The sequence below is a fragment of the Veillonella sp. ACP1 genome (assembly GCF_000286635.1).
Taxonomy (GTDB): domain Bacteria; phylum Bacillota; class Negativicutes; order Veillonellales; family Veillonellaceae; genus Veillonella; species Veillonella atypica.
Genome location: NZ_ALKL01000010.1, coordinates 347,339 through 371,490, shown reverse-complemented (window position 1 = coordinate 371,490; position 24,152 = coordinate 347,339). Strand labels below are relative to the sequence as shown.

General features: G+C 36.6%; 24 protein-coding genes and 1 riboswitch. Of the genes, 23 read left to right on the top strand and 1 reads right to left on the bottom strand.

The features are described 5' to 3' along the window. Window positions 1–27: 27 nt before the first annotated feature. The 9 genes from cmk (at window position 28) to HMPREF1151_RS04885 (ending at window position 7,891) form a co-directional block, all read left to right on the top strand. Window positions 28–702 (top strand): (d)CMP kinase, encoded by a 675-nt coding sequence (gene cmk, locus HMPREF1151_RS04925; RefSeq protein WP_005378996.1) that lies wholly within the window; start codon window positions 28–30, stop codon window positions 700–702. Next, entirely contained in the window at window positions 703–1,323 is a 621-nt protein-coding gene (locus HMPREF1151_RS04920; RefSeq protein ID WP_005378899.1) for a 1-acyl-sn-glycerol-3-phosphate acyltransferase, read from the top strand. It abuts the gene before it with no gap. Beyond that, window positions 1,314–3,212, top strand: coding sequence for a bifunctional 4-hydroxy-3-methylbut-2-enyl diphosphate reductase/30S ribosomal protein S1 (locus HMPREF1151_RS04915; protein WP_005378840.1), 1,899 nt, complete (start codon window positions 1,314–1,316; stop codon window positions 3,210–3,212). The genes HMPREF1151_RS04920 and HMPREF1151_RS04915 overlap by 10 nt, the downstream gene beginning before the upstream one ends. Window positions 3,213–3,327: 115 nt before the next feature. Further along, window positions 3,328–4,662, top strand: a complete 1,335-nt coding sequence (der, locus tag HMPREF1151_RS04910) for a ribosome biogenesis GTPase Der (RefSeq protein ID WP_009661107.1) — start codon at window positions 3,328–3,330, stop codon at window positions 4,660–4,662. 39 nt (window positions 4,663–4,701) lie between these two features. Continuing rightward, window positions 4,702–5,295, top strand: a complete 594-nt coding sequence (gene plsY, locus HMPREF1151_RS04905) for a glycerol-3-phosphate 1-O-acyltransferase PlsY (RefSeq protein ID WP_038141322.1) — start codon at window positions 4,702–4,704, stop codon at window positions 5,293–5,295. 1 nt (window position 5,296) lies between these two features. After that, window positions 5,297–6,295, top strand: coding sequence for an NAD(P)H-dependent glycerol-3-phosphate dehydrogenase (locus HMPREF1151_RS04900; protein ID WP_005378850.1), 999 nt, complete (start codon window positions 5,297–5,299; stop codon window positions 6,293–6,295). 69 nt (window positions 6,296–6,364) lie between these two features. Continuing rightward, window positions 6,365–6,916, top strand: coding sequence for a 16S rRNA (guanine(966)-N(2))-methyltransferase RsmD (rsmD, locus tag HMPREF1151_RS04895; RefSeq protein WP_005378836.1), 552 nt, complete (start codon window positions 6,365–6,367; stop codon window positions 6,914–6,916). 4 nt (window positions 6,917–6,920) lie between these two features. Then, window positions 6,921–7,412: a pantetheine-phosphate adenylyltransferase gene (gene coaD, locus HMPREF1151_RS04890; RefSeq protein WP_009661312.1), complete on the top strand. Its 492-nt coding sequence runs from the start codon at window positions 6,921–6,923 to the stop codon at window positions 7,410–7,412. Window positions 7,413–7,426: 14 nt separating this feature from the next. Beyond that, complete coding sequence (locus tag HMPREF1151_RS04885; RefSeq protein ID WP_005381306.1) at window positions 7,427–7,891, top strand: hypothetical protein; 465 nt, start codon at window positions 7,427–7,429, stop codon at window positions 7,889–7,891. A 73-nt stretch (window positions 7,892–7,964) separates the two neighbouring features. On the opposite strand, the gene HMPREF1151_RS04880 is transcribed toward HMPREF1151_RS04885, so the two are convergent. Then, a complete protein-coding gene (locus HMPREF1151_RS04880) occupies window positions 7,965–9,683 on the bottom strand; it encodes an NFACT family protein (protein ID WP_009661041.1) in 1,719 nt (572 codons plus the stop codon). A gap of 107 nt (window positions 9,684–9,790) precedes the next feature. Here HMPREF1151_RS04880 and HMPREF1151_RS04875 point away from each other — a divergent pair, with 107 nt between their 5' ends. The 14 genes from HMPREF1151_RS04875 (at window position 9,791) to pknB (ending at window position 24,147) form a co-directional block, all read left to right on the top strand. Next, complete coding sequence (locus tag HMPREF1151_RS04875; protein ID WP_009661254.1) at window positions 9,791–10,672, top strand: YicC/YloC family endoribonuclease; 882 nt, start codon at window positions 9,791–9,793, stop codon at window positions 10,670–10,672. Window positions 10,673–10,684: 12 nt separating this feature from the next. Further along, window positions 10,685–10,954, top strand: a complete 270-nt coding sequence (gene remA, locus HMPREF1151_RS09775; protein WP_005379012.1) for an extracellular matrix/biofilm regulator RemA — start codon at window positions 10,685–10,687, stop codon at window positions 10,952–10,954. A gap of 8 nt (window positions 10,955–10,962) precedes the next feature. Continuing rightward, on the top strand, window positions 10,963–11,592 hold the full coding sequence (gmk, locus tag HMPREF1151_RS04865) for a guanylate kinase (RefSeq protein ID WP_005378959.1): 630 nt from the start codon (window positions 10,963–10,965) through the stop codon (window positions 11,590–11,592). A gap of 4 nt (window positions 11,593–11,596) precedes the next feature. After that, window positions 11,597–11,812 carry a DNA-directed RNA polymerase subunit omega gene (rpoZ, locus tag HMPREF1151_RS04860; protein ID WP_005378818.1) on the top strand — a complete coding sequence of 72 codons (216 nt, stop codon included), beginning with the start codon at window positions 11,597–11,599 and terminating at the stop codon, window positions 11,810–11,812. Window positions 11,813–11,866: 54 nt separating this feature from the next. Continuing rightward, a complete protein-coding gene (coaBC, locus tag HMPREF1151_RS04855) occupies window positions 11,867–13,069 on the top strand; it encodes a bifunctional phosphopantothenoylcysteine decarboxylase/phosphopantothenate--cysteine ligase CoaBC (RefSeq protein ID WP_009661232.1) in 1,203 nt (400 codons plus the stop codon). A gap of 121 nt (window positions 13,070–13,190) precedes the next feature. After that, a riboswitch (SAM riboswitch) is annotated at window positions 13,191–13,290 on the top strand. A gap of 47 nt (window positions 13,291–13,337) precedes the next feature. Further along, a complete protein-coding gene (gene metK, locus HMPREF1151_RS04850) occupies window positions 13,338–14,528 on the top strand; it encodes a methionine adenosyltransferase (RefSeq protein WP_005379087.1) in 1,191 nt (396 codons plus the stop codon). Window positions 14,529–14,616: 88 nt separating this feature from the next. Continuing rightward, complete coding sequence (gene priA / locus HMPREF1151_RS04845) at window positions 14,617–16,800, top strand: primosomal protein N' (protein ID WP_009661152.1); 2,184 nt, start codon at window positions 14,617–14,619, stop codon at window positions 16,798–16,800. A gap of 12 nt (window positions 16,801–16,812) precedes the next feature. Then, window positions 16,813–17,301: a peptide deformylase gene (gene def / locus HMPREF1151_RS04840; protein WP_009661291.1), complete on the top strand. Its 489-nt coding sequence runs from the start codon at window positions 16,813–16,815 to the stop codon at window positions 17,299–17,301. Continuing rightward, the gene (fmt, locus tag HMPREF1151_RS04835) at window positions 17,294–18,301 is read left to right on the top strand and encodes a methionyl-tRNA formyltransferase (RefSeq protein WP_009661086.1); all 1,008 of its coding nucleotides are present in this window, start codon (window positions 17,294–17,296) and stop codon (window positions 18,299–18,301) included. The genes def and fmt overlap by 8 nt, the downstream gene beginning before the upstream one ends. Then, window positions 18,258–19,082, top strand: coding sequence for a DUF116 domain-containing protein (locus HMPREF1151_RS09945; protein WP_038141277.1), 825 nt, complete (start codon window positions 18,258–18,260; stop codon window positions 19,080–19,082). The genes fmt and HMPREF1151_RS09945 overlap by 44 nt, the downstream gene beginning before the upstream one ends. Next, complete coding sequence (gene rsmB, locus HMPREF1151_RS04825; RefSeq protein ID WP_009661080.1) at window positions 19,066–20,424, top strand: 16S rRNA (cytosine(967)-C(5))-methyltransferase RsmB; 1,359 nt, start codon at window positions 19,066–19,068, stop codon at window positions 20,422–20,424. Before HMPREF1151_RS09945 ends, rsmB begins: the two co-directional genes overlap by 17 nt. A 30-nt stretch (window positions 20,425–20,454) precedes the next feature. After that, complete coding sequence (gene rlmN / locus HMPREF1151_RS04820; RefSeq protein ID WP_009661279.1) at window positions 20,455–21,501, top strand: 23S rRNA (adenine(2503)-C(2))-methyltransferase RlmN; 1,047 nt, start codon at window positions 20,455–20,457, stop codon at window positions 21,499–21,501. After that, on the top strand, window positions 21,494–22,195 hold the full coding sequence (locus HMPREF1151_RS04815) for a Stp1/IreP family PP2C-type Ser/Thr phosphatase (protein WP_005378761.1): 702 nt from the start codon (window positions 21,494–21,496) through the stop codon (window positions 22,193–22,195). The genes rlmN and HMPREF1151_RS04815 overlap by 8 nt, the downstream gene beginning before the upstream one ends. A 26-nt stretch (window positions 22,196–22,221) precedes the next feature. Then, window positions 22,222–24,147: a Stk1 family PASTA domain-containing Ser/Thr kinase gene (pknB, locus tag HMPREF1151_RS04810; protein WP_009661209.1), complete on the top strand. Its 1,926-nt coding sequence runs from the start codon at window positions 22,222–22,224 to the stop codon at window positions 24,145–24,147. Window positions 24,148–24,152: the final 5 nt, after the last annotated feature.

Genomic DNA, 24,152 nt, shown 5'->3' with positions numbered 1-24,152 from the left:
TAATTTGTGAAAGTGATACAGGGACTTATGAATACACATAAAATTGCCGTTGCTGTTGACGGCCCAGCAGGCGCTGGAAAATCATCTATTTCTAAAATAGTGGCAAAAAAACTGGGGTATCTTTATATCGATACAGGTGCTATGTACCGTTCTGTTACATGGGCTGTATTGCATAATCATATCGATGTAAATAATCAAAAGGCAGTGGAAGCATTATTACCAGAATTAGATCTTACTATGGAGGCCAGTGATGATTCATGTAAGGTTTTTATTGCAGGTCAAGATGTGACTGATTTTATCAGAACGCCACAAGTGAACAATGCTGTATCTATAGTGGCTTCATATAAAGGTGTGCGTCAATATTTGGTTGAACGACAACGACTTATGGCAGAAGCTGGTGGCGTTATATTGGATGGACGTGATATCGGTTCCGTTGTATTACCTAATGCGGAATTAAAAATATATCTAACCGCTTCTGTAGAGGCTCGTGCTATGCGCCGTTACTTAGAAGTGAAGGGGACAGTTAACGAACAAACTTTAGAGGATATTAAAGACAGTGTTATGCAACGTGATGATATGGATAAGAATCGAAAGGAATCTCCATTGATTCAGGTAGAGGATGCTGTATTGGTCGATTCTAGCGAAATGACATTTGATGAAACTGTAGAACATATATTACATCTAGTACAGGAGCGAATCTAAATGAACAAATTTTCTACATGGCTTTGGCGAACTGCCTTTTGGTTGCGCTATAAAGTCGGCTATGGATTAAAGGTTTATGGTCGCGATAATTTCCCTATGGAAGGTCCGGTTATTGTGGTGCCAAATCATTTAAGTAATAACGATCCACCTATTTGCGGCTATGCATTGCCTAGGCACGTACACTTTATGGCAAAACAGGAATTATTTGTAAATCCAATTTCAAGATTTTTTTGTACCTGGCTTGGTGCATTCCCTTTAAACCGTGGAGCCATAGATAAAATAGCAATTCGTCATGCTTTAGGACTATTAAAGAATAATAAAGTATTAGGGATTTTTGCAGAAGGTAATCGTCAAAAGAATGGAAAATTAGGACGCTTTCACGATGGGGCCGCATCCATTGCGTTGCGTACAGGAATTGGTATTACCCCAGTTGCCATTATCGGTTCTCATAATATGAAGAGAAACCAAGTTGCTTGCATCATTGGTAAACAGGTACCTGTTAGTAAAGCTAAACCGACACCTGAGGCTATTAAAGAGGTTAATGATCGCGTAAAGGGTGAAATTCAACGCATGATTGATTCCTATCATGAAAATCGCATAGAGGAGACATTATGGAAATAATTTTAGCTGAAAATCATGGCTTTTGTTATGGCGTAAAACGAGCTGTTGAAATGGCCAATGAAGCTGCTGATAGCGATGGTAAAAGCTATACATTGGGTCCTATCATTCATAACCCACAAGTAGTTGGTCGTTTAGAGAGTAAAGGTGTTAGCCCGATTCAAGAGGTGTCGGATATTGATGAAGGAACTATGATTATTCGGTCTCATGGTGTGGGCCCTGCAATTTACGAAGAAGCAGAAGAGAAAGGCTTAAACATTTTGGATGCCACTTGTCCACATGTGAAAAAAGCTCAACAAGATGCAAAATCTGTTATCGAAGATGGTATGACACTGGTTATATTGGGCGAAAAAAACCATCCTGAGGTTAAAAGTATTAATTTATGGGCGAATAACAAAGGAATAATCATCGAAGATGAAGAATCCGCAAAAAATCTACAAGTTGTTGAAAAAATGGGCGTAGTTGTTCAAACGACCTTTTCACAATTCAAATTTAACAGTATAATAGAGATATTAGAGAAAAAATCTAAGAATCTTAAGATTTTCAAAACGATATGCAATGCAACTCAGGAACGTCAGAATTCTGCCGTTGAATTAGCTCGTAACGTAGATCTTATGATTGTGATAGGTGGTAAGAACAGCGGTAATACGAATCGATTGGCAGAGGTTTGTCGAGACGTTGGATGTACAACATATCACATTGAAACTTCTACTGAATTACAACTGGAATGGTTTAACCGAGTACAGACGGTAGGAGTAACAGCAGGAGCATCGACTCCCGACTGGATTATTAAGGAGGTCATTGAGACAATGAAAGATTTTGCAGAATTATTAGCAGCAGAAGGTCAAGAAGAATTTAAGAAAGGAAACGTTGTAGAAGGTCAAGTAGTACAAGTTGAAGATGAACGCGCATGGGTATCTTTTGGCTACAAAACTGAAGCAATTTTGAATAGAACTGAAATTTCTTATCCAGCACCAAACTCTGCCAAAGATGTGTTGAAAAATGGTGATGAAATTAAAGCAGTTATCATGAACCACATCAAAGAAGATAATCCTATTTATCTTTCCATGACTCGTTTGGCTAAAGATGAAGATTGGCAATATGTTATCGAAGCTCAAGAAAAAGACGAACCTATCGTATGTAAAGGTATCGATGCTATCCCAGCTGGCTTGGTGGTAACAGTAAAATCCCTTCGTGGTTTCATTCCATTGTCCCAAGGTGATGTGCATTTCGTAAAATCTTTGGACAACTTGGTTGGTACTGAATTCGAAGCAAAAGTTCTTGAAATCGACGAAAAGAAAAACCGTTTGGTTCTTTCCCGCCGTGCAGTACTTGAAGTGGAACGTCAAGCAAAATTAGCTGAAGCATTGAAAAATATCAACGTTGGTGAAAACTATAAAGGTATCGTTCGTAAAATCATGCCTTATGGTGCATTCGTAGATATCGGTGGTATTGAAGGTTTACTTCATATTTCCGACATTTCTTGGCAAAAAATTAAAAAAGTGGAAGATGTTCTTTCCGTTGGCCAAGAAATCGAAGTTAAATTGCAATCTTTCGACCCTGAAAGCAACAAATTATCCTTGTCCTTAAAAGCTTTAACTAAGAGCCCATGGGATGTTGCTGAAGAAACTTTACATGTTGGTGATGTAATCACTGGTAAAGTTGTTCGTTTGGTAGCTTATGGTGCATTTGTAGCTGTTAACGATGATATTCAAGGTTTACTTCACATTTCTCAAATTACAAAACAACGTAATGCGAAAGTTGAAGATTACTTGAACCGTGGTCAAGAAGTTGAAGTTAAAATCATTTCTCTTAACAAAGATGAAAAGAAATTGGGCTTGGCTTTGACTGAGTTGATGGAAGCAAAAGAAACAGAAGAAGACGCTGAATAATTCAGAATCTTTTAATGAGGCTAATCAAGGTTTTCCTTGATTAGCCTTTTTGCGTACATTCACTTTAATATGATAGAATGAAGTGATGTATATAGATAATAAAAGAGGTGAAAGTATGGCAAAACCATTAGTGGCCGTAGTTGGTCGTCCAAATGTAGGTAAATCTACATTATTTAATGCCATTGTTAATAAACGAATTTCTATCGTCGAGGATATACCTGGCGTTACACGAGATAGAATTTACTTCGATGCAGAATGGCTTAATCGTGAGTTTACAATGATTGATACAGGTGGTATCGAGTTTGTAACAGAGAACAGCCATGTCATTCCTAAAATGATGCGTTTACAAGCTGAACTCGCTATTGAAGAAGCTGATGTAATCCTCTTTGTGGTTGATGGCAAGCAAGGTATTGTACCGGCTGATGAAGAAGTGGCCAATATTTTACGTACTAGTGGAAAACCAGTAGTCCTTGTAGTAAATAAAATTGACAGTGTAAATCAAGAACCTAATATTTATGAGTTTTATAATTTGGGACTTGGTGATCCAATTGGCATTTCTGCAAAGAATTTAATGAATCTAGGTGATTTATTAGATGATACGGTTAAACATTTCCCACCTGTAGGAACTAATGTAGATGAGGAAGATACCATTCATGTGGCCATCATTGGTCGTCCTAATGTAGGTAAATCATCCTTGACTAATGCACTGTTAGGTCAAGATCGCGTTATCGTTTCCGATGTAGCTGGCACTACTCGGGACTCTATTGATACGCACTGGACACATGGTGATCAAAAATTCGTACTCATCGATACGGCAGGGATGAGACGTAAATCCAAGATTGATGAAGCTGTTGAACGTTACAGCATTGTTCGCTCTCTTCGTTCCGTTGATCGCTCTGATATTGTTGTATTTGTATTAGATGGCGTTGATGGCGTTACAGAACAAGATAAAAAAATTGCTGGTTATGCTTATGAAGCCGGTAAGGGCGTTATCATTGTAGTTAATAAGTGGGATCTTGTAGAAAAAGATGATAAAACTACATTGAGATACACTGAAGATATTTATGATGAGTTAGGATTCTTGCAATTTGCACCAATTCTATTTGCTTCCGCATTGACAAAACAACGTATTCATCGTTTAGCTGATATGCTTAAATTCGTATCAGAACAACAATATCGTCGTGTTTCTACTGGTACATTAAATCAATTACTACAAGATGCTCAAACTGTAAATCCAGTTCCATCCCGTAATGGTAGAATTCCAAAAATTTACTATATGACACAAGCCAGTGTTAAACCTCCAACATTTATCCTATTTGTAAATGAACCCGAATTAATTCATTTCTCGTATATGCGTTTCTTGGAAAATCGTTTACGTGAAAGTTTTGGTTTCGAAGGTACTCCAATTCGATTAATCCTTCGCGGTAAAAAACGTGAAGATGAAGAGTAATAAGTACAAAGGGTAAGGGTGACAGTTGTGAATGATTTTATGCCTATTATAGGGTATGCGTTATTAGCCTATGTAATCGGTTCAATTCCTAGCGGACTCATTATTGGTAAATTATTTTTCAATACAGATGTCCGTCTATATGGATCAAAAAATATAGGTGCTACAAATACATATCGTGTTATTGGTTTAAAGGCAGCGCTTCCTGTATTTTTCTGTGATGCATTAAAGGGTGCCATTGGGGTATTTTTGTTTTCCCATTTAAATCCAATGTACATGATTCTAGGTGGCATTTTGGCCATGGTTGGACACAATTGGTCAGTATTTCTTGGCTTTAAAGGTGGCCGTGGTGTTGCAACTGGTTTGGGGGTACTCATTGCATTATCTCCAATAGTTGCAGTTATTTGTTTTGCTATTTGGGGTATCATTGTATATTTCACAAAATTAGTCTCTCTAGGTTCTATAATAGCGGCTGCGCTTGTTCCTGTATTGATGTATGTAATGGGTGAATCCTGGTGGTTTGTAGGATTTGGTGCGCTAGCTGCATTGTTTGTTATCATACGTCATCGAGAAAATATTTCTCGTTTACTAGCTGGTAAAGAATTAAAGGTAGAACGCGTTAAAAAAGGAGAGTAATATGAAAGTTTGCATCGTCGGATCTGGTAGTTGGGGGACAGCTCTTGCTATTAAATCTGTAGTGGCCGGAAATGATACAACCTTATATTGCAGACGTTCAGAGTTTAAGGATGAACTTATTAAGTACAGGGAAAATAAGTCATATTTAGCTGGTGTTATATTGCCTGATGAACTCATCATTAGTTCTGATTTACAAACATCTATTGAGCAGGCTGATATTGTATTGATTGTTACACCATCTATTCATGTGCGCACAGCTTTACAGAATTTAAAAAGATATGCTCACAAAGATCAAATATACGTGTTATGCTCTAAAGGTGTAGAACGGGAAAGTGGTAAGTTATTGACTACAGTCATGAAGGAGGAATTATCCTCTGTCGGATGCCATTTAACTGTTTTATCCGGTCCTAATCACGCTGAGGAAATTGGTAGAAACTTACCTGCTGCAGCCGTAGTAGGTACGACATCTATGGACATAGGTAAAAAGGTACAACAGGCATTACACAGCAAAGAATTTCGTATATATACGAGTGACGATTATATTGGTGTTGAATTAGCAGGGGCTACAAAAAATGTAATAGCCTTGGCTGCTGGTATCGTTGATGGATTATCTCTTGGAGATAATTGTAAGGCTTTATTACTAACTCGTGGTCTACATGAAATGACTCGATTTGGTTTAGCTCTCGGTGCAAGAAAAGAAACTTATGCAGGCTTAGCTGGTATGGGGGATTTAATTGCTACTTGTATGAGCCAGCATAGTCGTAACCGTGCTGCAGGACAACAGCTAGCAGATGGTAAAACAATGGACTACATTATGAATCATACGAATATGGTGGTAGAAGGATTTTTTGCAACATCTATTATTCGTGATATGGCTATAAAACACCATGTAGAAATGCCTATCACACAATCACTATATGAGGTATTATATGAAGAGAAGTCCCCTCAATTAGCATTGCAAGAATTGATGGGCCGAGATAGTAAAATCGAAGTATCATAATTGTAAAAGATACTTTTATTTTAGGTATTTATATACTATAATTAATGAGTATAATCTAGTGAGGATTGTATGCGAATTATCGGAGGCACTGCAAAGGGCCATACTATAAAAGCTCCGAAGGGGATGGATACACGTCCCACCTTGGATCGTGTTCGTGAAAGTATCTTCAACGTATTAGCGCATCGCGGTATATTTGGTACTCGTGTATTAGATTTATTTTCTGGTACTGGTGCTGTTGCCATTGAAGCGCTCAGTCGTGGAGCTGAATCAGCGATTGCTGTTGATTATCGAACTGGTAAATTAATTCGAGAGAATGCGGAACATTGTCGTGTGTTGGATCGAATTCAAATCATACCTAAGAAACTTTCACAATTGAAACATTTTATAGGTGACCAGCAGTTCGATTATATTTTTTCTGATCCACCATATGAAAATGGCTTTATACAGGAGACTATTGATTTTGTTGTGGCTCATGATGCATTAGCTGATGATGGTGTTTTAGTCTTGGAACATCATAAAGATGAGGCTTTCACCATGCCACCAGAATGGGAATGTATAAAGGAACAAAAATTTGGTTACACCCTTGTTTCATATTTTGTGAAACATAGTGAAAGGAGTTAGACCCTTGCGGATAGGAGTTTGCCCAGGAAGTTTTGACCCCGTTACAAATGGTCACGTTGACATTTTTGAGCGCGGTAGTCGTCTCGTAGATAAGTTGATTATCGCTGTAAGTTCAAATCCTAATAAGAATTCATTGTTTACTATGGAAGAACGCGTTGAGATGATTCGCAATGCGGTTAAGCATATTCCTAATGTAGAAATCGACTGTACAGGTGGATTGCTCATCGATTATGTTAAATCCAAAAATGCAAGTATTATTATTCGTGGACTTAGAGCTCTTAGTGATTTTGAATATGAATTTCAACGTGCTCTATTTGCAAAATACTTGGATGATGATATTGAAACCGTGTTTATTATGACCAATAATAAATATTCTTTTGTAAGCTCAACAGGGATTCGTGAGTTAGCTAAATTTGGTGGTAAGTTAGATGGACTTGTTCCTGACGATGTAAAGGTAAAATTAGAAAAACGTTTTAACATCGATGGTAATAAATAATAGGAGTGAATTGTATGAAAACAGAAAAATTACTTGAAGATTTAGAGGTTCTTATTGAATCTAGCAGCCGTATTCCTATGACTACAAAACGCATGGTTGAAGAAGATGAAATTATGCGTATTATCGATGCAATTCAAGAATCTTTACCACTTGAGCTCGATGAATCTCGTCGTATTGTGGCCGAAAAAGATAAAGTATTGGCTGATGCTCAACGTCAAGCTGAAACATTAATCGATCAAGCTAAAGATTACATTGCTAAATTGACTGCTGAAAGTGAACTTGTTAAGCAAGCACAAGAACAAGCTAATCAAATTATCAATGCTGCAAACCAATCTTCTGAAGAGTTAAAATCTAGCTCTATTCAATATGCTGGTGATGTATTGAAATATGTAGAAAACAATTTAGAAAAAACGTTGGAAAGCCTTCGTCAAAACCGCGAAAGCTTGCAACAAAGTGAACAAAAAACTGATAATCAATAATATATTGTAATCAGTACAGATAATGCTAATGATTGCAGAGAAAACCCCCGATAGGTATCTATCGGGGGTTTTGTTATTCCTCATACATAGGTGGTTTTTCTGGTTCAACAATCATTGTTTGATGAGTGTTAAAAATCACAAATCCTAAAGGTGATTTAGGTGGTTTTTTGATATTTTTTATATATGTATAGTCTACAGGAACCTTTGATGAATGACGGGCCTTGCTAAAATAGGCAGCATATTTTGCTACTTGTGAAATGACCATATCATCAGGTTCATGATTCGTACGTAAAATAAGATGGGAACCTTGAATATCCTGTGTATGAAACCACAGATCATTTGGTTTTGCAAAACGATGAGTTAAGTATTCATTTTGCTGGTTATTTCGTCCGATATAAAGTTCGCCTTCTGGGATTTCAAGATGAATGTAATTCGATTTTCCCAATTTATAGGAGAGAGGTTTTTTAGATTTCTTAATAATGCCTGCATCCATACATTCATGGCGTATTTCTTCTAGTGATTCTCTAGTTGTGGCTAAAGATAAACTGTATAAGATTGTTCTATAATATTCTAATTTTATCGTACTTTGGTCTAGTTGGTATTGGCCACTAATAATCCGATTCTTTAATTTTGTATATAGTTTGTAATACCATTGTCCATTTTCCACAATGGTCAATTCAGGTTTTAAGGGAATTGTTATAGTTTCTACTGTTTCTGAAAGTAAATTTTGTACGTCAATAGAAGATTGATAGTGAGCTTGTATATGACTATTAATCATCAAAAGATCACCATATAATTTATAGGTTTCCATCTTTTTAGTATCATCTAGTTCATCTTTAATCTTTTTGTGACGTAACTCTTCTTTTTTTATAGCATTAGCTATAATACGTTCCAATTCCTTGTCAACCGTATGAATTGAACCCGTGTCAGCGATAGACTGTTCTATTGCTTTTGAGATGGTTGGATACGTTTCTATTAATGTACAATCCGTTTCCATTGGAAATGGCATATATATTTTTTTACCATTTTCATTTTTATAGACATATAATTGATTAGCGTTTAATAATTTTTCTTTTAAATTTTCTAGAGCCCCTGATAATCTTTGAATTGCATCGTCTGATAAGGCTTTTAGTTCTTCAGTGCCATCTAAACTAGATAATGTTAGAACATAATCCAATAGCGATTTCCCAAATCCATTAAAGACAGAGCGTATAGTATTAGTGACTGTACCAGAGCCAAAGGATGTAAGAATATTTAATATTTCTTTCTCATTAAAATCTAGTAAAGATACACGATTAGAATTAGGTGGTAATTCATATGCCATCTTAGGACCTACTGAACGTTCTCTGTTCATTATTGGTGATACATGAATAATAGATTCTAAAATTATATCATTTTGTACAAAGATACAGTTAGAATATTTCCCCATAAGTTCTATATATATCGATGTTGATGTGATGGAACCATCCATTTCAAGCTTATCAATATGGATACAGAGAATACGATCCCCGTTAATTTGCTCTACAGATGTAATACGGCTGCCCTCTATATGTTTGCGAAGAAACATGCATAATGAACTAGGTTCTTTGGGCAAATCTTGGATAGGTTTACATATATATATTGCGGGATTGGCCCCTACAGTTATCATCAGATTTACGTCTTGATTAGCATTACGTACTTTAAAAAGTAATGAGTGTTTATCTACTTGATAAAGTTTTTGTATTTGTCCACTCTGTAGGCTTTCATTTAATTCTCTTGCCAATACAGACATGGTTAATCCGTCTAAATTCATGGTGATCCTTTCATTTGGTAACTCACAATGTATAGTTTAGTATAACATAGATAATTAATAGATATCTTTAAAATTCGTGATACAATATATAAAAAGGAGGTTCTTCCATGAATAGCATGACGGGATTTGGGCGAGCAACTCAAATTGTAGATGGTTTACAATGTATCATAGAAATTAAATCTGTTAATTCTAGATTTTTAGATCTCAACATACGAAGTCCTAAACAAGTTAATTCTGTAGAGCATAGTATCCGTAAATGTATACAAAAAACAATACATCGAGGTAAAGTTGATGTGTTTGTAACATTGCAGGATGTAGCGGATAGAGAAAAACAGTTCATAATAAATAGTTCTTTAAAACATCAAATTCAAGACTTACTGGTATCAGAAGGATTTTATAGGGAGCCTCAAGAGGTACCTTTATCAGCAGTGATGGCCATATCCAATGATTGGGTACAAATCCAAGATTCTGAAGTTACAGAAGATGTACTTCAGTCTTTAGTTACTGATACTACAACTAATGCACTTAATGCATTAGTCAGTATGCGACAATCTGAGGGAATCCATATTCAACAAGATTTGTTACACCGGCTTTCACAAATGACAAATATTATAGAAGACATTAACAGTCATAAAGCCGATGCTGTTATTGCTTATAAAGAAAATTTGCGAACTAAAATGATGGACTATGTGGAAGGTCTTGATATTACTGCCAATGAAGATCGTTTACTACAAGAAGTTGCTATTATGGCTGACAAAACTGATATTACGGAAGAGATTGTCCGATTTAGGTCTCATGTGGTACAATTAACCAATACACTTAAGATGGATGAACCGATTGGTCGTAAGTTAGATTTTATCATTCAAGAGATGAATCGTGAGGTTAATACGATTGGCTCAAAAGCGATGGATATAACACTGACAGACTATGTGGTACAATTGAAATGTGAATTAGAAAAAATTAGAGAACAAGTACAGAATATTGAGTAAGGAGGTCTATTTATGAGTATCCAATTACTAAACATTGGTTTTGGTAATATGGTTTCTGCTAATCGCGTTATCGCTATTATTAGTCCTGAATCTGCACCTATTAAACGCATGGTTCAAGATGCAAGAGATAAAAGTCTCCTCATAGATGCAACCTATGGACGTAAAACTCGGGCTGTGCTCGTTATGGATAGTGGGCAAATCGTTTTGTCAGCTATTCAACCTGAAACGGTGGCACATCGTATTGTGCAACACGAAGTCGATGAAGATACTGTAGAAGCTTAGGAGTTAATATGGCAGATCGAGGTTTATTAATTGTTATCTCCGGCCCATCTGGTGCAGGCAAGGGAACGATTTGTTCTAATATACGAGGTGAAATGCCTAATCTTGTATATTCTGTATCTATGACCACACGTGAACCGCGGGTTGGAGAAAAGGAAGGAATTAATTATTTCTTCCGCACAAAAGAAGAATTTGAATCATTATTGTCAGAAGATGCATTTTTAGAGTATGCTAAGGTATATGATAATTATTATGGCACCCCAAAACAACATGTGATGAATTTGTTGGATGAAGGGAAGAGTGTACTTCTTGAAATCGATATTCAAGGTGCTATGCAAGTTAAAGAGCGATTTAGTGATGCCGTATTTATTTATATTGTGCCACCGTCTTTAACCGAATTATCTGAACGTCTTCATAATCGAGGAACTGATGCAAAAGAGGTTATCGATAAGCGTTTATCATTGGCATGTTCTGAGTTAGCATTAGCTCATCGTTATGATTATATTGTGGTCAATGATGATTTAGAGGATGCGTCTTTAAAGGTTGCTTCTATATTGCGTGCTGAAGCTTGTAAAATCAGTCGTAATAAAGAGCAAATTCAATATATTTATAAGCAATATCAAGAGTCTAAGGAGAAGTGATAGTATGATGGTAAAACCTCCATTGAAAGCATTGGAAAAACGTGTAGATAGTAAATATACATTGGTAACGCTAGCAGCTAAACGCGCTCGCGAGTTGACCGATGGTGAAGAATGTCTTGCTACAGATATTCATAATACAGATAAACCTGTATCTTTAGCATTCTATGAGATTGCTGAAGGTGAAGTAACATATAAACGCACTAAAGAAGGTATTAAATAATTTTACTCAAAATTCCTTGTACATTTTGTACAAGGAATTTTTAAAAGGAGAATTATGAAAGGGAAACATATTATCGTAGGTGTTTCAGCAGGTATTGCTGCATATAAAGCAATTGAAGTGGTAAGTCGTTTGCGAAAAGCTGGGGCAGAGGTCAAAGTGGTAATGACGAAAAATGCTACTCATATTGCGACACCTATGACATTTGGTGAAATTAGTGGTCATCCTGTAGCTGTTGATATGTGGGAAGAAATCCACGATTGGAATGTAGAACATATTGCTCTTGCAACCTGGGCTGATGCCTATATTGTGGTACCAGCTACAGCTAATGTAATTGGTAAAATACGAGCTGGTATTGCTGATGATATGCTCACTACAACAATTATGGCAACGCCAGCACCTAAATTTTTATGTCCTGCTATGAATACAGAGATGTTCAATAATCCTATTGTACAGAGAAATTTAAAGGATTTATCATCTTTGGGATACCATATTATGCAACCCGATGCTGGTTGGCTAGCTTGTGGCGTAACAGGTGTGGGTAGACTGCCAGCACCAGAAGAGATTGTTAATTGGTTGACAGAAGAATTACATTCTCTAGATGGGACTGGTAAATTAGCTGGTAAGACTGTTCTTGTTACAGCTGGTGGAACACAAGAAAATATCGACCCTGTTAGATATATAGGTAACAGATCTAGTGGGAAGATGGGATATGCCATTGCGGCGGCTGCTGCTAAGGAAAAGGCTCGCGTAATTCTAGTGAGTGCCCCTACATCATTAGAAATTCCTAAAGGTGTTGAATATGTACCTGTAGATTCTGCGGAATCTATGCAGGAGGCTGTTAATTCCTATTACGAATCAACAGATGTGGTGATAATGGCTGCTGCTGTTTCAGATTTTAGGGTGGCTAATAAAGCGCCTCAAAAAATCAAAAAAATGGAATCTATGACTTTAGAGCTCGTAAAGAATCCGGATATACTTAAAGGGCTGGGAGAGCATAAAACCCATCAATTACTGGTTGGTTTCGCTGCAGAAACAGAACATGTTGTAGATTACGGCATGGATAAAGTACGTCGCAAAAACCTTGATATGTTAGTAGCTAATGATGTAAGCAAATCAAATGCTGGGTTTAATGTAGATACGAATGAAGGCTATTTTTTATATCCTAATAAAGAGCCTAAAATAATGCCAAATATGCAAAAATCAGAATTAGCTAGATACATTATTGGAGAAGTTATTGAATTGTTAGCTGTAAAATAGCTTATGTAATATATCGAAAATTTGAAAGCGCATTACATAAGGCTGAACAGGATTTAGCGTTACATAAAGTGGATTAACTTGATTTTTCTACAAAAATGGTATACAATTTATATCGTAATTTAACTCATCAAGAGTAGTGGAGGGAAAGGCCCGTTGAAGCTACAGCAACCCTTTTTAAAAGAAGGTGCTAATTCCAACAGTCATGGACTGATAGATGGGTCTCCCTCATGAGAGACCATGAGGGATTTTTTTATTATAGGAGGCAAAAATGGCAGAAAAACATATGTTTTTTACTTCTGAATCCGTTACGGAAGGCCATCCAGATAAAATAGCTGACCAAATTTCTGATGCTGTTTTGGATGCGATTATTGAAAAAGATCCAAAGGCTCGTGTAGCTTGTGAAACACTTGTGACTACAGGTTTAGTCCATGTCGTAGGGGAAATCTCTACAAGCACATATGTTGATATTCCTCGTGTAGTACGTGATACAATTCGAGAAATTGGTTATACTCGTGCAAAATATGGTTTCGATTGTGATACTTGTGGTGTGTTAGTATCTATTGATGAACAATCTGCAGATATCGCTATGGGTGTAGACGAAGCATTAGAATCTAAAGATGGTAATAGCGAAATCAATGATAAAATTGGCGCTGGTGACCAAGGCATGATGTTTGGTTACGCAACAAACGAAACACCTGAATATATGCCTATGCCAATTTCTTTAGCACATCGTTTATCCCGTCGTTTAGCAGAAGTTCGTAAGAACGGCACATTAACATATCTTCGTCCAGATGGTAAAACACAAGTTACTGTAGAATATGTTGACAATCAACCTAAACGTATTGATACAATCGTTATTTCTACGCAACATAGCCCAGAAGTAACACAAGAGCAAATTAAAAATGATTTGAAACGCTATGTTATCGATGCAGCACTTCCGGCAGAATTCATCGATGAAAACACTAAATTCTTCATTAATCCTACAGGTCGTTTCGTTATCGGCGGTCCTCATGGTGATGCTGGTTTAACAGGTCGTAAAATCATCGTTGATACGTATGGTGGTATGGCTCGTCATGGTGGCGGTGCTTTCTCTGGTAAGGATCCTTCCAAGGTTGACCGTTCCGCAGCATATGCAGCTCGTTACGTAGCTAAAAATGTTGTAGCTGCAGGTCTCGCAGATAAATGCGAAGTACAAGTAGCGTATGCGATTGGTGTTGCAAAACCTGTATCCATTTTAGTTGATACATTTGGTACTGCTAAGATTGCAGAAGAAAAAATTCAAGAATTAGTAAGCAAACATTTCGACTTGCGCCCAGCAGGTATCATTGAAATGCTTGATTTATTAAAGCCTCATTATCGTAAGACGGCTGCGTATGGTCACTTTGGTAGAACTGATGTTGATCTTCCATGGGAACGTACTGATAAAGCTGATATTTTACGTCACGAAGCTGGCTTATAATAGTAAAGACTTAGTAGACTTGTCTACTAAGTCTTTTTTTATCTCCTCTAGGATATGTTATAATAATTAGATTAGAGGAGGTGAACTAATGCGCGTAGCAAGTATTATTATTAATAGACCTGCCAAACAATTACATAAACCGTTAAGCTATTTGTTACCAGAGAAATTTGGTGATGTGAAAGCCGGGACTCGTGTATTAGTTCCCTTAGGTGGTAGTCGTGAAGAGGGCATCGTTATTGGGTATGAAGAACTATTAGAGAAACCAACATTTACTTTGCGTTCTATAATAGATATTCTTGATAGTGATCCTTGGTTTACTCGGGAAATGATGGATACGGCACAGAAAATTAGTCGTTATTTTTTGTGTTCCTTTGGAGATGCTTTACGTCTTTTTACTGTGCATAAAACATTAAAATCTTACGATGCACCAAAAGAAGAATGGCTCGTTGTAACGCCAGAGTTTAAGATTGATCAATTAAGTCCTAAGAAGCGCAAGCAGCGTGAGTTGGCTAACTATCTCATCGACGTAGGTGGGGCTCCTAAATCTTTATTAAGAGCCAAAGGCTATTCTTATATGGTTATTAAACAGGTCGGTGAAGAGCATGGCATTCATATTGAAGAACGCTTTAAAGATACAAAAACTTCTTTTACCGAATTGCTGAGTGGCGAAGAAACAATTCCGTTAACTGAAGCACAACAAATTGTATATGAACCGATTAAGCAGATGATGGACCTTGAATCGTATAACACATTCCTTTTGCATGGTGTAACTGGTAGTGGTAAAACACAAATTTATTTAAAAGCTGCTGCTCGTTGTATAGGAAAAGGTAAAACCGCCATTATTCTGGTTCCTGAAATTATATTAACCGATCAGATTGTTCGTCGTTTTGTTTCTACCTTTGGCGATGAAGTTGTTGTTTTCCATAGTAAACTAACCATTAGTGAGCGAAATAATAACTGGGAACGTATACGAAGGAAGGATAGCCATATCATTATTGGCGCTCGTTCTGCCGTTTTCGCGCCTGCTGAAGATATTGGGCTTATTGTATTAGATGAAGAACATGATACGTCCTATAAACAGGAAGATATGATTCGTTATAATGCAAAAAATGTTGCATTATGGAGAGGTATGGCTCATGATTGTCCTGTTATTTTAGGCTCTGCTACACCTGCTATCACATCGTATTACAAGGCTTTACAAGGACAATATAAGCTGTTAGAGTTGCCAACCCGTATCTTTGATCAACCGATGCCAAATGTTCAAATTGTAGATATGAAAGAAGAAATGATTCGTGGCAACTACTCTGTGTTCTCCGATGCTATGACACATCTTATTGAGCGTACATTAGCGGATGGAAATCAGATGATTATTCTTTTAAATCGTCGTGGCTACAGCACATTTGTCATGTGTCGTGATTGTGGTGAAACGATTATGTGTCCTCATTGTGAGGTTGCTATGGTGTACCATCAAGCTGGTGAAGAGTTGCGGTGTCACTATTGTGAGCACCATGAACCAATTCCTTCAGTATGCCCTAAATGTCATAGTAAAAGAATTAAATTCTTTGGTTCTGGCACACAAAAAGTTGAAGAAGAATTACGCCGACATTTTAAAGGCGCTCGTATTGCGCGTTTAGATCAAGATGTAACTAAGCATAAAGATATGGGCGAAGAAATTCTTCAAGATTTTGGTAAACATAAATATGATATTTTATTAGGGACCCAAATGGTTTCTAAAGGGCATGATTTTAAGGATGTAACAGCTGTAGGTATATTGACAGCTGATTCTGTCTTAAATATACCTGTTTATTCAGCATCTGAACGTGCATTTGATCTACTAACGCAAACATCAGGACGAGCGGGGCGTGGTGATAAGGTTGGCAGTGTTGTTATACAAACATATAATCCTTTAAATTATGCTATAATAAAGAGTAAGGCTCATGATTATTTGGGCTTTTACAATGAAGAAATAGTAAATCGTAAGGACTTAGGGTATCCACCATTTCGCGAAATGATTTATATGGTTATAAGACATGGGAAGGAAGAAATGGCTGAATCGATTGCTCAAAAAATTGTAGATGATTTGGAAACAAATTTTAAATCACAATCGATTGATGTTAATGGTCCTTATGAAGCAGGCATTAAAAAGATTCGCGATATGTATCGTTTATCGATTATGATTCGCGGAGAAAATTTAGATGCTGTAAAAGATTATATATATAATTCTTGGATTTTTACACAAGAAGGTCTACTTATCGATGTAGACCCTATTTGATAAGAGGAGTATATGGCAGTACTTGAAGTAGTAAAAGCGGGACATCCCATATTAAAAGAGGTTGCAGAACCTGTAGAACATGTAAATAAAAAAATGCGTGCTTTAATAGAAGATATGGCCGACACAATGTATAAAACAGAAGGTGTTGGATTGGCAGCACCGCAGGTTAATGTTTCAAAACGCATAATAGTAGTTGATGATCATGCTGGTAGTGGATTAATAGCGCTTATCAACCCTGAAATTATTCATGGTGAAGGAAGCCAAATTGGGCTAGAAGGCTGTTTAAGTGTACCAGGTTATTTTGGAGATGTGGAACGTTTTGAAAAGGTTACCGTAACAGGTATAGATCCACATAATAAAAAAGTTATGATTAAAGCTGAAGGTTTTTTAGCTAGAATTTTTCAACATGAAATAGATCATTTAGAAGGTCATTTGTTTATTGAAAAAGCTACAAACTTACGCCGTATTGCAGATCATCCGGAGGAGAAGGAAATTGTCTAACAATAATCCATTACGCATAGTATTTATGGGCACGCCAGATTTTTCTGTTCCTACATTACGCGCATTAGTTGAGGCTGGTCATTCTATAGTAGGTGTATATTGCCAACCCGATAAACAAAAGGGACGTGGTAAGCAGATTCAAATGCCACCAGTTAAAGAAGCTGCGTTATCTTTGGATTTGCCCGTATATCAACCTATAACATTACGTGATGATGCTGTTCAACAGGAATTGATTAATCTTGCACCAGACGTTATCGTCGTAATTGCTTACGGTAAGATTTTGCCACCATGGCTTATTCGTTTGCCTAAATATGGATGTATTAATATCCATGCATCTATATTGCCAAAATATAGGGGGGCAGCACCTATCCATTATGCTATTTTAAATGGTGATACTAAAACAGGGGTTACCATTATGCATATGGATGATGGTTTAGATACAGGAGATATTATCGATATTGCAGAAATTGATATACTTCCAAATGAAACAACAGGCGCTTTATTTGAGCGCATTGCTGAATTAGGGGCTCGCACTATTTCTCCTGTATTAGATAAATGGGTGAAAGGTGAAATTACAGCCACCCCTCAAGATGACGCTTTAGCAAGCCACACTTCTAAGATTACAAAAGAAATGGGGCTTATTGATTGGCATCAACCGGCACATAAGATTGTCAACTTGATTCGTGGTTTAAATCCTGCACCTGGATGTTATTCTTTCTTACAGGGGAAACGGTTAAAGATATGGTCTGCTCAAATGGTTGAGATTATATCTGTAAACAATAATATGACCACAATTTTTGTAAATAACAATGAGATTCCTGTAGAATTTGCACCTCCTGGAACTATAGTGCATACAGCAAAGGGACTTGTTGTGTCGACTGGTGATCAAGGTTTTATTCTCCTTACAGAGGTACAACCAGAAAATAAAAAGCGTATTAGTGCCCAAGATTTTATTAATGGTCACCAAATTAAAGGTGGTATTGCATTTGACGAAGTGTAATATATATTACAAAAGATACCCATTATATTTAAAATTATCGGCTCTATCTTGTTTATTCATTTCAATAATCATCGGCTTTTCAATGTATATAGTTTGGCCAGGATTAGAAAGAATATCATACAACTTAGCTTTTATTAGTGAAAGTATAGGTGGACTCTTAATATTAGGTATTTGGGGACTTTGGTTTGTTCTAGCTATTGCTTCTCTAGGTTTTAGATATATTCATCCTATAGTTTTACGAATAGCTAATCGATTTATTTATTTACTTTTCCCATTATCATTAGGGCTAGGAAAGACTTTCATAGGCATACAAAAAGATGAATTACGTCAAGCTATGATTGATTTAATTAATCATCTAGTGGTTATGAATTTATATAAAGTACCTCCTGAACGTATCCTTTTATTAACACCTCATTGTCTTCAAGAGAACACCTGTATTCATAAGGTGACACATGATGTATACAATTGTAAGCAATGTGGTCGCTGTCAGGTAGGAGGGTTATTGAAAATCGCGAAGGAATATGGTTGTCAATTTATAGTTGTCACTGGTGGTACATTGGCTCGTATGAAGGTTAAAGAAGCAAAACCTAAAGCGATTATTGCTATAGCTTGTGAACGAGATCTTGCAAGTGGTATGGCTGATGTATTTCCTATTCCTGTTATCGGAGTATTAAATGAACGCCCTAATGGACCTTGTTGTAATACGACTGTTGATATTAACAAGGTACGAGATGCTGTAGAGTTACTGATTGATAAGGATAACTATGAACGAAATTGCTAAAAACGGACAAAAACAGAATATACGATTATTGGCTGTAAAGGCATTATCTGATATCAATCGTAAGGGTGCCTATGCTAATATTGTTTTACAGGACTATATTTCAAAATATAATCTATCTGACTTAGACAGACGCTTCTTTACAGAACTTGTATACGGTGTGGTGCGTAGACGCAATTATTTAGATGCTATTATCGTACATTTTGCCAAACGTCCTATAAAAAAATTGTCCTCTATGGTCGTAGAAATTTTACGACTAGGTGTATATCAGATTATCTATATGGATAAGGTACCGGAAAGTGCAGCAGTTAATGAATCAGTTAAATTAGCGAAGAAATTAACACGAGGTCTATCTGGCTTCGTAAATGCCATATTGAGATCCGTTATACGAGAACAAGATAGTATCGGTATTGAAGACTTAGCAGCTAATGATATAGAAGCTATTTCTTTCATTTACAATATTCCTCTTTGGCTTATCAATTTATGGATAAGTGAGTTTGGTCGTGACAAAACAGAAGATTTATGTGCATGGTTTAATGAACAGCCTAAATTGACGGCACGTATTAACACGATTCTTATTGATATTCCACAATGTTTAACTATGTTAAATGAACAAGGATGGGCTGTTACACAGGATTCTAATTACGAGGATATTATTTATATTAATAGCCATCGTGGTAGCCTTGAAAAATCTGAGGCATTTATAAAAGGTTATATTACATTTATGGATAAGGCATCTATGCTAGTAGCACGTCTCGTAAATCCGCAACCTGGTGAGCGTATATTAGATTGCTGTGCTGCTCCAGGTGGTAAATCCATGTACATGGCAACTTTAATGGATAATGTAGGTTCATTAATGAGTTGTGATATACATGAACATAAGATTGAACTCATGAATTCAAATGCTGACCGATTGGGTGCTTCTATTGTGCATACAAAAGTACAGGATGCCACAAAATTACCAGATTCATGGAACTCGTATTTTGATCGAGTGCTCGTAGATGCACCGTGTTCTGGATTAGGTATTCTTCAAAAGAAACTAGATATGCGTTGGCGAAAACAGGAATCAATACTTAGAGAATTACCACCATTACAGTTAGCCATTTTAGAACGTGCTGCTATGACTGTTAAGGAAAAAGGCTATTTAATATATTCCACTTGTACATTAAACTACAAGGAAAACGAAGAGGTAGTTGAATCATTTTTGCAGAAACATAAGGAGTTTTCTATTATTCCTGTGGTGGAGGATTTCCCACTTAAGTCAAATAGTGGTATGATTACAACATATCCACCAACAGATGATATGGATGGTTTCTTTATGGTTAAAATGCAACGTATTTCTTAACTAAGTTGTTAGCTTTGAATGGGAGCACTCATGATTGAATTGTTGGGTAAATCGTTAGTTGAATTGCAAGCGTTATTTGAGGAACATAAAATTCAAAAATTTCGTGCGAAACAATTGATTGATTACATATATCATCGTCATATTTTTGTATTTCAAGATATGACACAATTCCCTAAGACCTTGAGAGATTGGTTGGATTCTAATTGCATAGTATCGATTCCTAAAGTGATTACTCAATCTGTATCACCCGACGGAAAAACACAGAAATTATTATTGGAACTTGCTGATCACAGCAGAATTGAAGCCGTTCTAATGGAGCAACATTATGGTAACTCTGTATGTGTTTCCTCCCAAGTTGGATGTGCTATGGGCTGTGTTTTTTGCGCATCTACACAGGGGGGATTATTTAGAGACTTATCGGTTCCTGAAATTGTAGGTCAAGTTGTTCTCTTTAGTGCTTTAAAACAAGAAGATATTCACTCTTTAGTTGTCATGGGCGCTGGTGAACCATTACAAAATTATGACAATGTATTGCAGGCGTTAAAACTTATTCACGACCCTATGACATTTGATATTAGTTATCGAAAAATGACTATTTCTACCTGTGGTTGGGTTCCTAATATTTATAAATTGGCAGATGAGGATCTTCCGATTACATTAGCGTTATCTTTACATGCTACAACAGATGAAACACGTCGTAAGATTATGCCTGTTGGATCTCGATACAAATTAGACGAGGTTTTAGATGCTGTAAAATATTATTATGAAAAAACACAGCGACGTATAACATTTGAATATATTTTAATAGATTCAATTAATGTATCGTTAGAGGAAGCTCATGAGTTAGGAAACATTGGCAAGGCATTTCCTAATTGTCATGTCAATCTTATTCCTGTAAATGGGAATGAACATATTAATTTGTATAAACCTTCTAGTAAACATATGAACATATTTAAGGATATTGTCGCTTCTTATGGTGTTTCTGTTACAATTCGTAAAGAAATGGGCGATGCTATTCAAGCCGCATGTGGACAATTAAAAGTAGCCCACGGTCGGAAAGAGGAGATTCATGAATAATATCGTAGGTTTAAGTAAAATTGGATTAGTCAGAAAACAGAATGAAGATCGCTTTTTTATTAGTGATAATATTTGTGCTGTTACTGATGGCATGGGAGGCTATAGAGGCGGAGAAATCGCCAGCACCTATGCTGTTGATGAAATAAAAGAATATTTACAATCTACTCCTACCATTAATGAAACGTCCTTAGTTGATGCTATATTACATGCGAATACACGCATAGTTAATCGTGTGGCACGAGAGGAACGGCTTAGTGGAATGGGAACTACTGCTGTTGTGGTTGCTAAGGTAGATGATAATCTACTTTGGGCTAGTGTCGGCGACAGTAGACTCTATATTTATAGAAATGATGAATTGACGCAAATTACCACGGATCACTCTATGGTTCAACAGTTATTAGATGCTGGTGAAATTACAAAAGAAGAGATGATTGTACACCCGCAACGTAATTTATTAACTAGAGCCGTCGGTGTTGAAGAAGATTTACATGTCGATAGTGGTACACTACCTGTAAAATCCGGTGATCGAATTCTATTATGTACAGATGGATTATCTGGGTATATTAGCGATGAAAGAATACGAGAAGTATTACATCATATTGATGATAATACAGAGGTATTAAATACATTGATTGCTGATGTATATGATGCTGGTGCCGGTGATAATGTTACCATTATAGTAGGAACTATCTAATCTAGATATGGAGAGTTATAAATATTATGAAGATTAAAGATACATTGCTGGATAATCGCTATCGTATCCTGACCAAGATTGGTGTTGGCGGAATGGCCGACGTATATAAAGGTGAAGATACTTTATTAGGCCGTCCAGTAGCCATAAAAATTTTACATTCAAACTTTGCTAGTGACGATGAATTTGTAAGTCGATTTAAACGAGAAGCGCAGGCTGCAGGCAAGTTAAATCACCCTAATATCGTGAATATGTATGATGTAGGCTATGATCAAGGCATGCATTATATCATTATGGAATATGTAGACGGAGAAACACTTAAAGAATATATTACCCGTCATCATCGATTATCCATTGACGAAGCTGTTAAGATTACTATTGCTATCGGTGAGGGCTTAGAACATGCCCATGCAATGGGAATTGTTCATTGCGATATCAAACCACATAATGTAATTATTACAAATACAGGTCGTGTAAAGGTGACTGATTTTGGTATTGCACGTGCTATGAATACCACTAACACTGTTATGTACACAAATTCTATAATGGGGTCTGCTCATTATCTTTCACCAGAACAAGCTAGTGGAAAACCTGTCGATGGAAATACAGATATTTATTCCTTAGGTGTCGTTTTATATGAAATGTTAACTGGCAAGGTTCCTTTTGAAGGGGAAACACCAATTGCAGTAGCATTAAAACATGTACGAGAAAAGGTCATTCCACCTACAAGATATAATCCTTCTATACCACCATTGTTAGAAGCGGTTGTGATGAAAGCATTAGCTAAAAATCCTACTGATCGATTTGATTCCATATCTGAAATGATGGGGGACTTACGTTTATCTCAAGGCTTTACAATGGGAAAAACACAACGTCATGAACCATACGATTTTGCGACACAAATGATTCCGGCTGTAGATCCAGATACATTAGATGATTTCAGTGATATCGATGATTCTACGCCTAATGAGGAAAAAAAGAAATCTATGCTTAGTAAGATTGCATCTATACCACAAAAATATATAGTTCTTGGTGCTGCCGTTATTTTCTTGATTGCATTTTTAGGTGCATTCTTGAGTTATGGTAATTTCTGGAGTAATACTACTGTTGATGTACCAAATGTAGTAGGTAAACAAGTCTCTGTAGCCAAAAACATTTTGGAAGATAAACACCTACGCGTATCCACAAGTGAGGTAACTAATACAGATGTTCCGGCAGGACAAGTAATTTCTCAAAGCCCTGGTGCAGGTGAAAAAGTCAAGGAACAGCGTACGATTCATCTTGTTGTATCTAAAGGGGTTGGCGATATTACAGTGCCAGATTTATCTGGTTTGACTGTAGATCAAGCACGTCAACGTCTTAAAGATTTAGGCTTAGTAGTGGGAAAAATCACGCAAGGATCTGTTGAAGGAAAACCTGATAATGTTATAGTTGCACAAAGTCCTTCTGGTGATTCTAAGGTATCCAAAGGCACTACTGTTGATTTAGTTGTAAATAAAGCACAAGCTAAGAAGGTTAAAATGCCAGATCTCGTTGGTATGACCTTGAAAGATGCTCGCCAAGTATTGAGTTCTAACAATATTGGTGTTAATCAGATTGCTGGTTCAGTAGATGATAAATCAATTGTTACAGAACAAAGTATAAAAGCTGGTGAAGAGGTTTCTGAAGGTAGTAGCTTGAACTTAGCTACTGAATTAAAGGGAGATTCTTCAAAAAAAGACGACTCTAAGCAAAGCTCTTCTAATAGAACGAAAGGGACTGTAGATATAACTGTACCGTCTGGTTCTAAAAATCAAGAAGTCAAAATTGTCGTAAAGGATGATGATGGATCTTCCGTTATATACGATGATACAAATAAACCTGGTGACCGTATCGTAAAAAATGTATCTGGTGTGGGCAATGTTCGAATACAGGTGTACCTAAATGGTGCATTAGTTCAAGATACTGCGTTGTAGAGGCC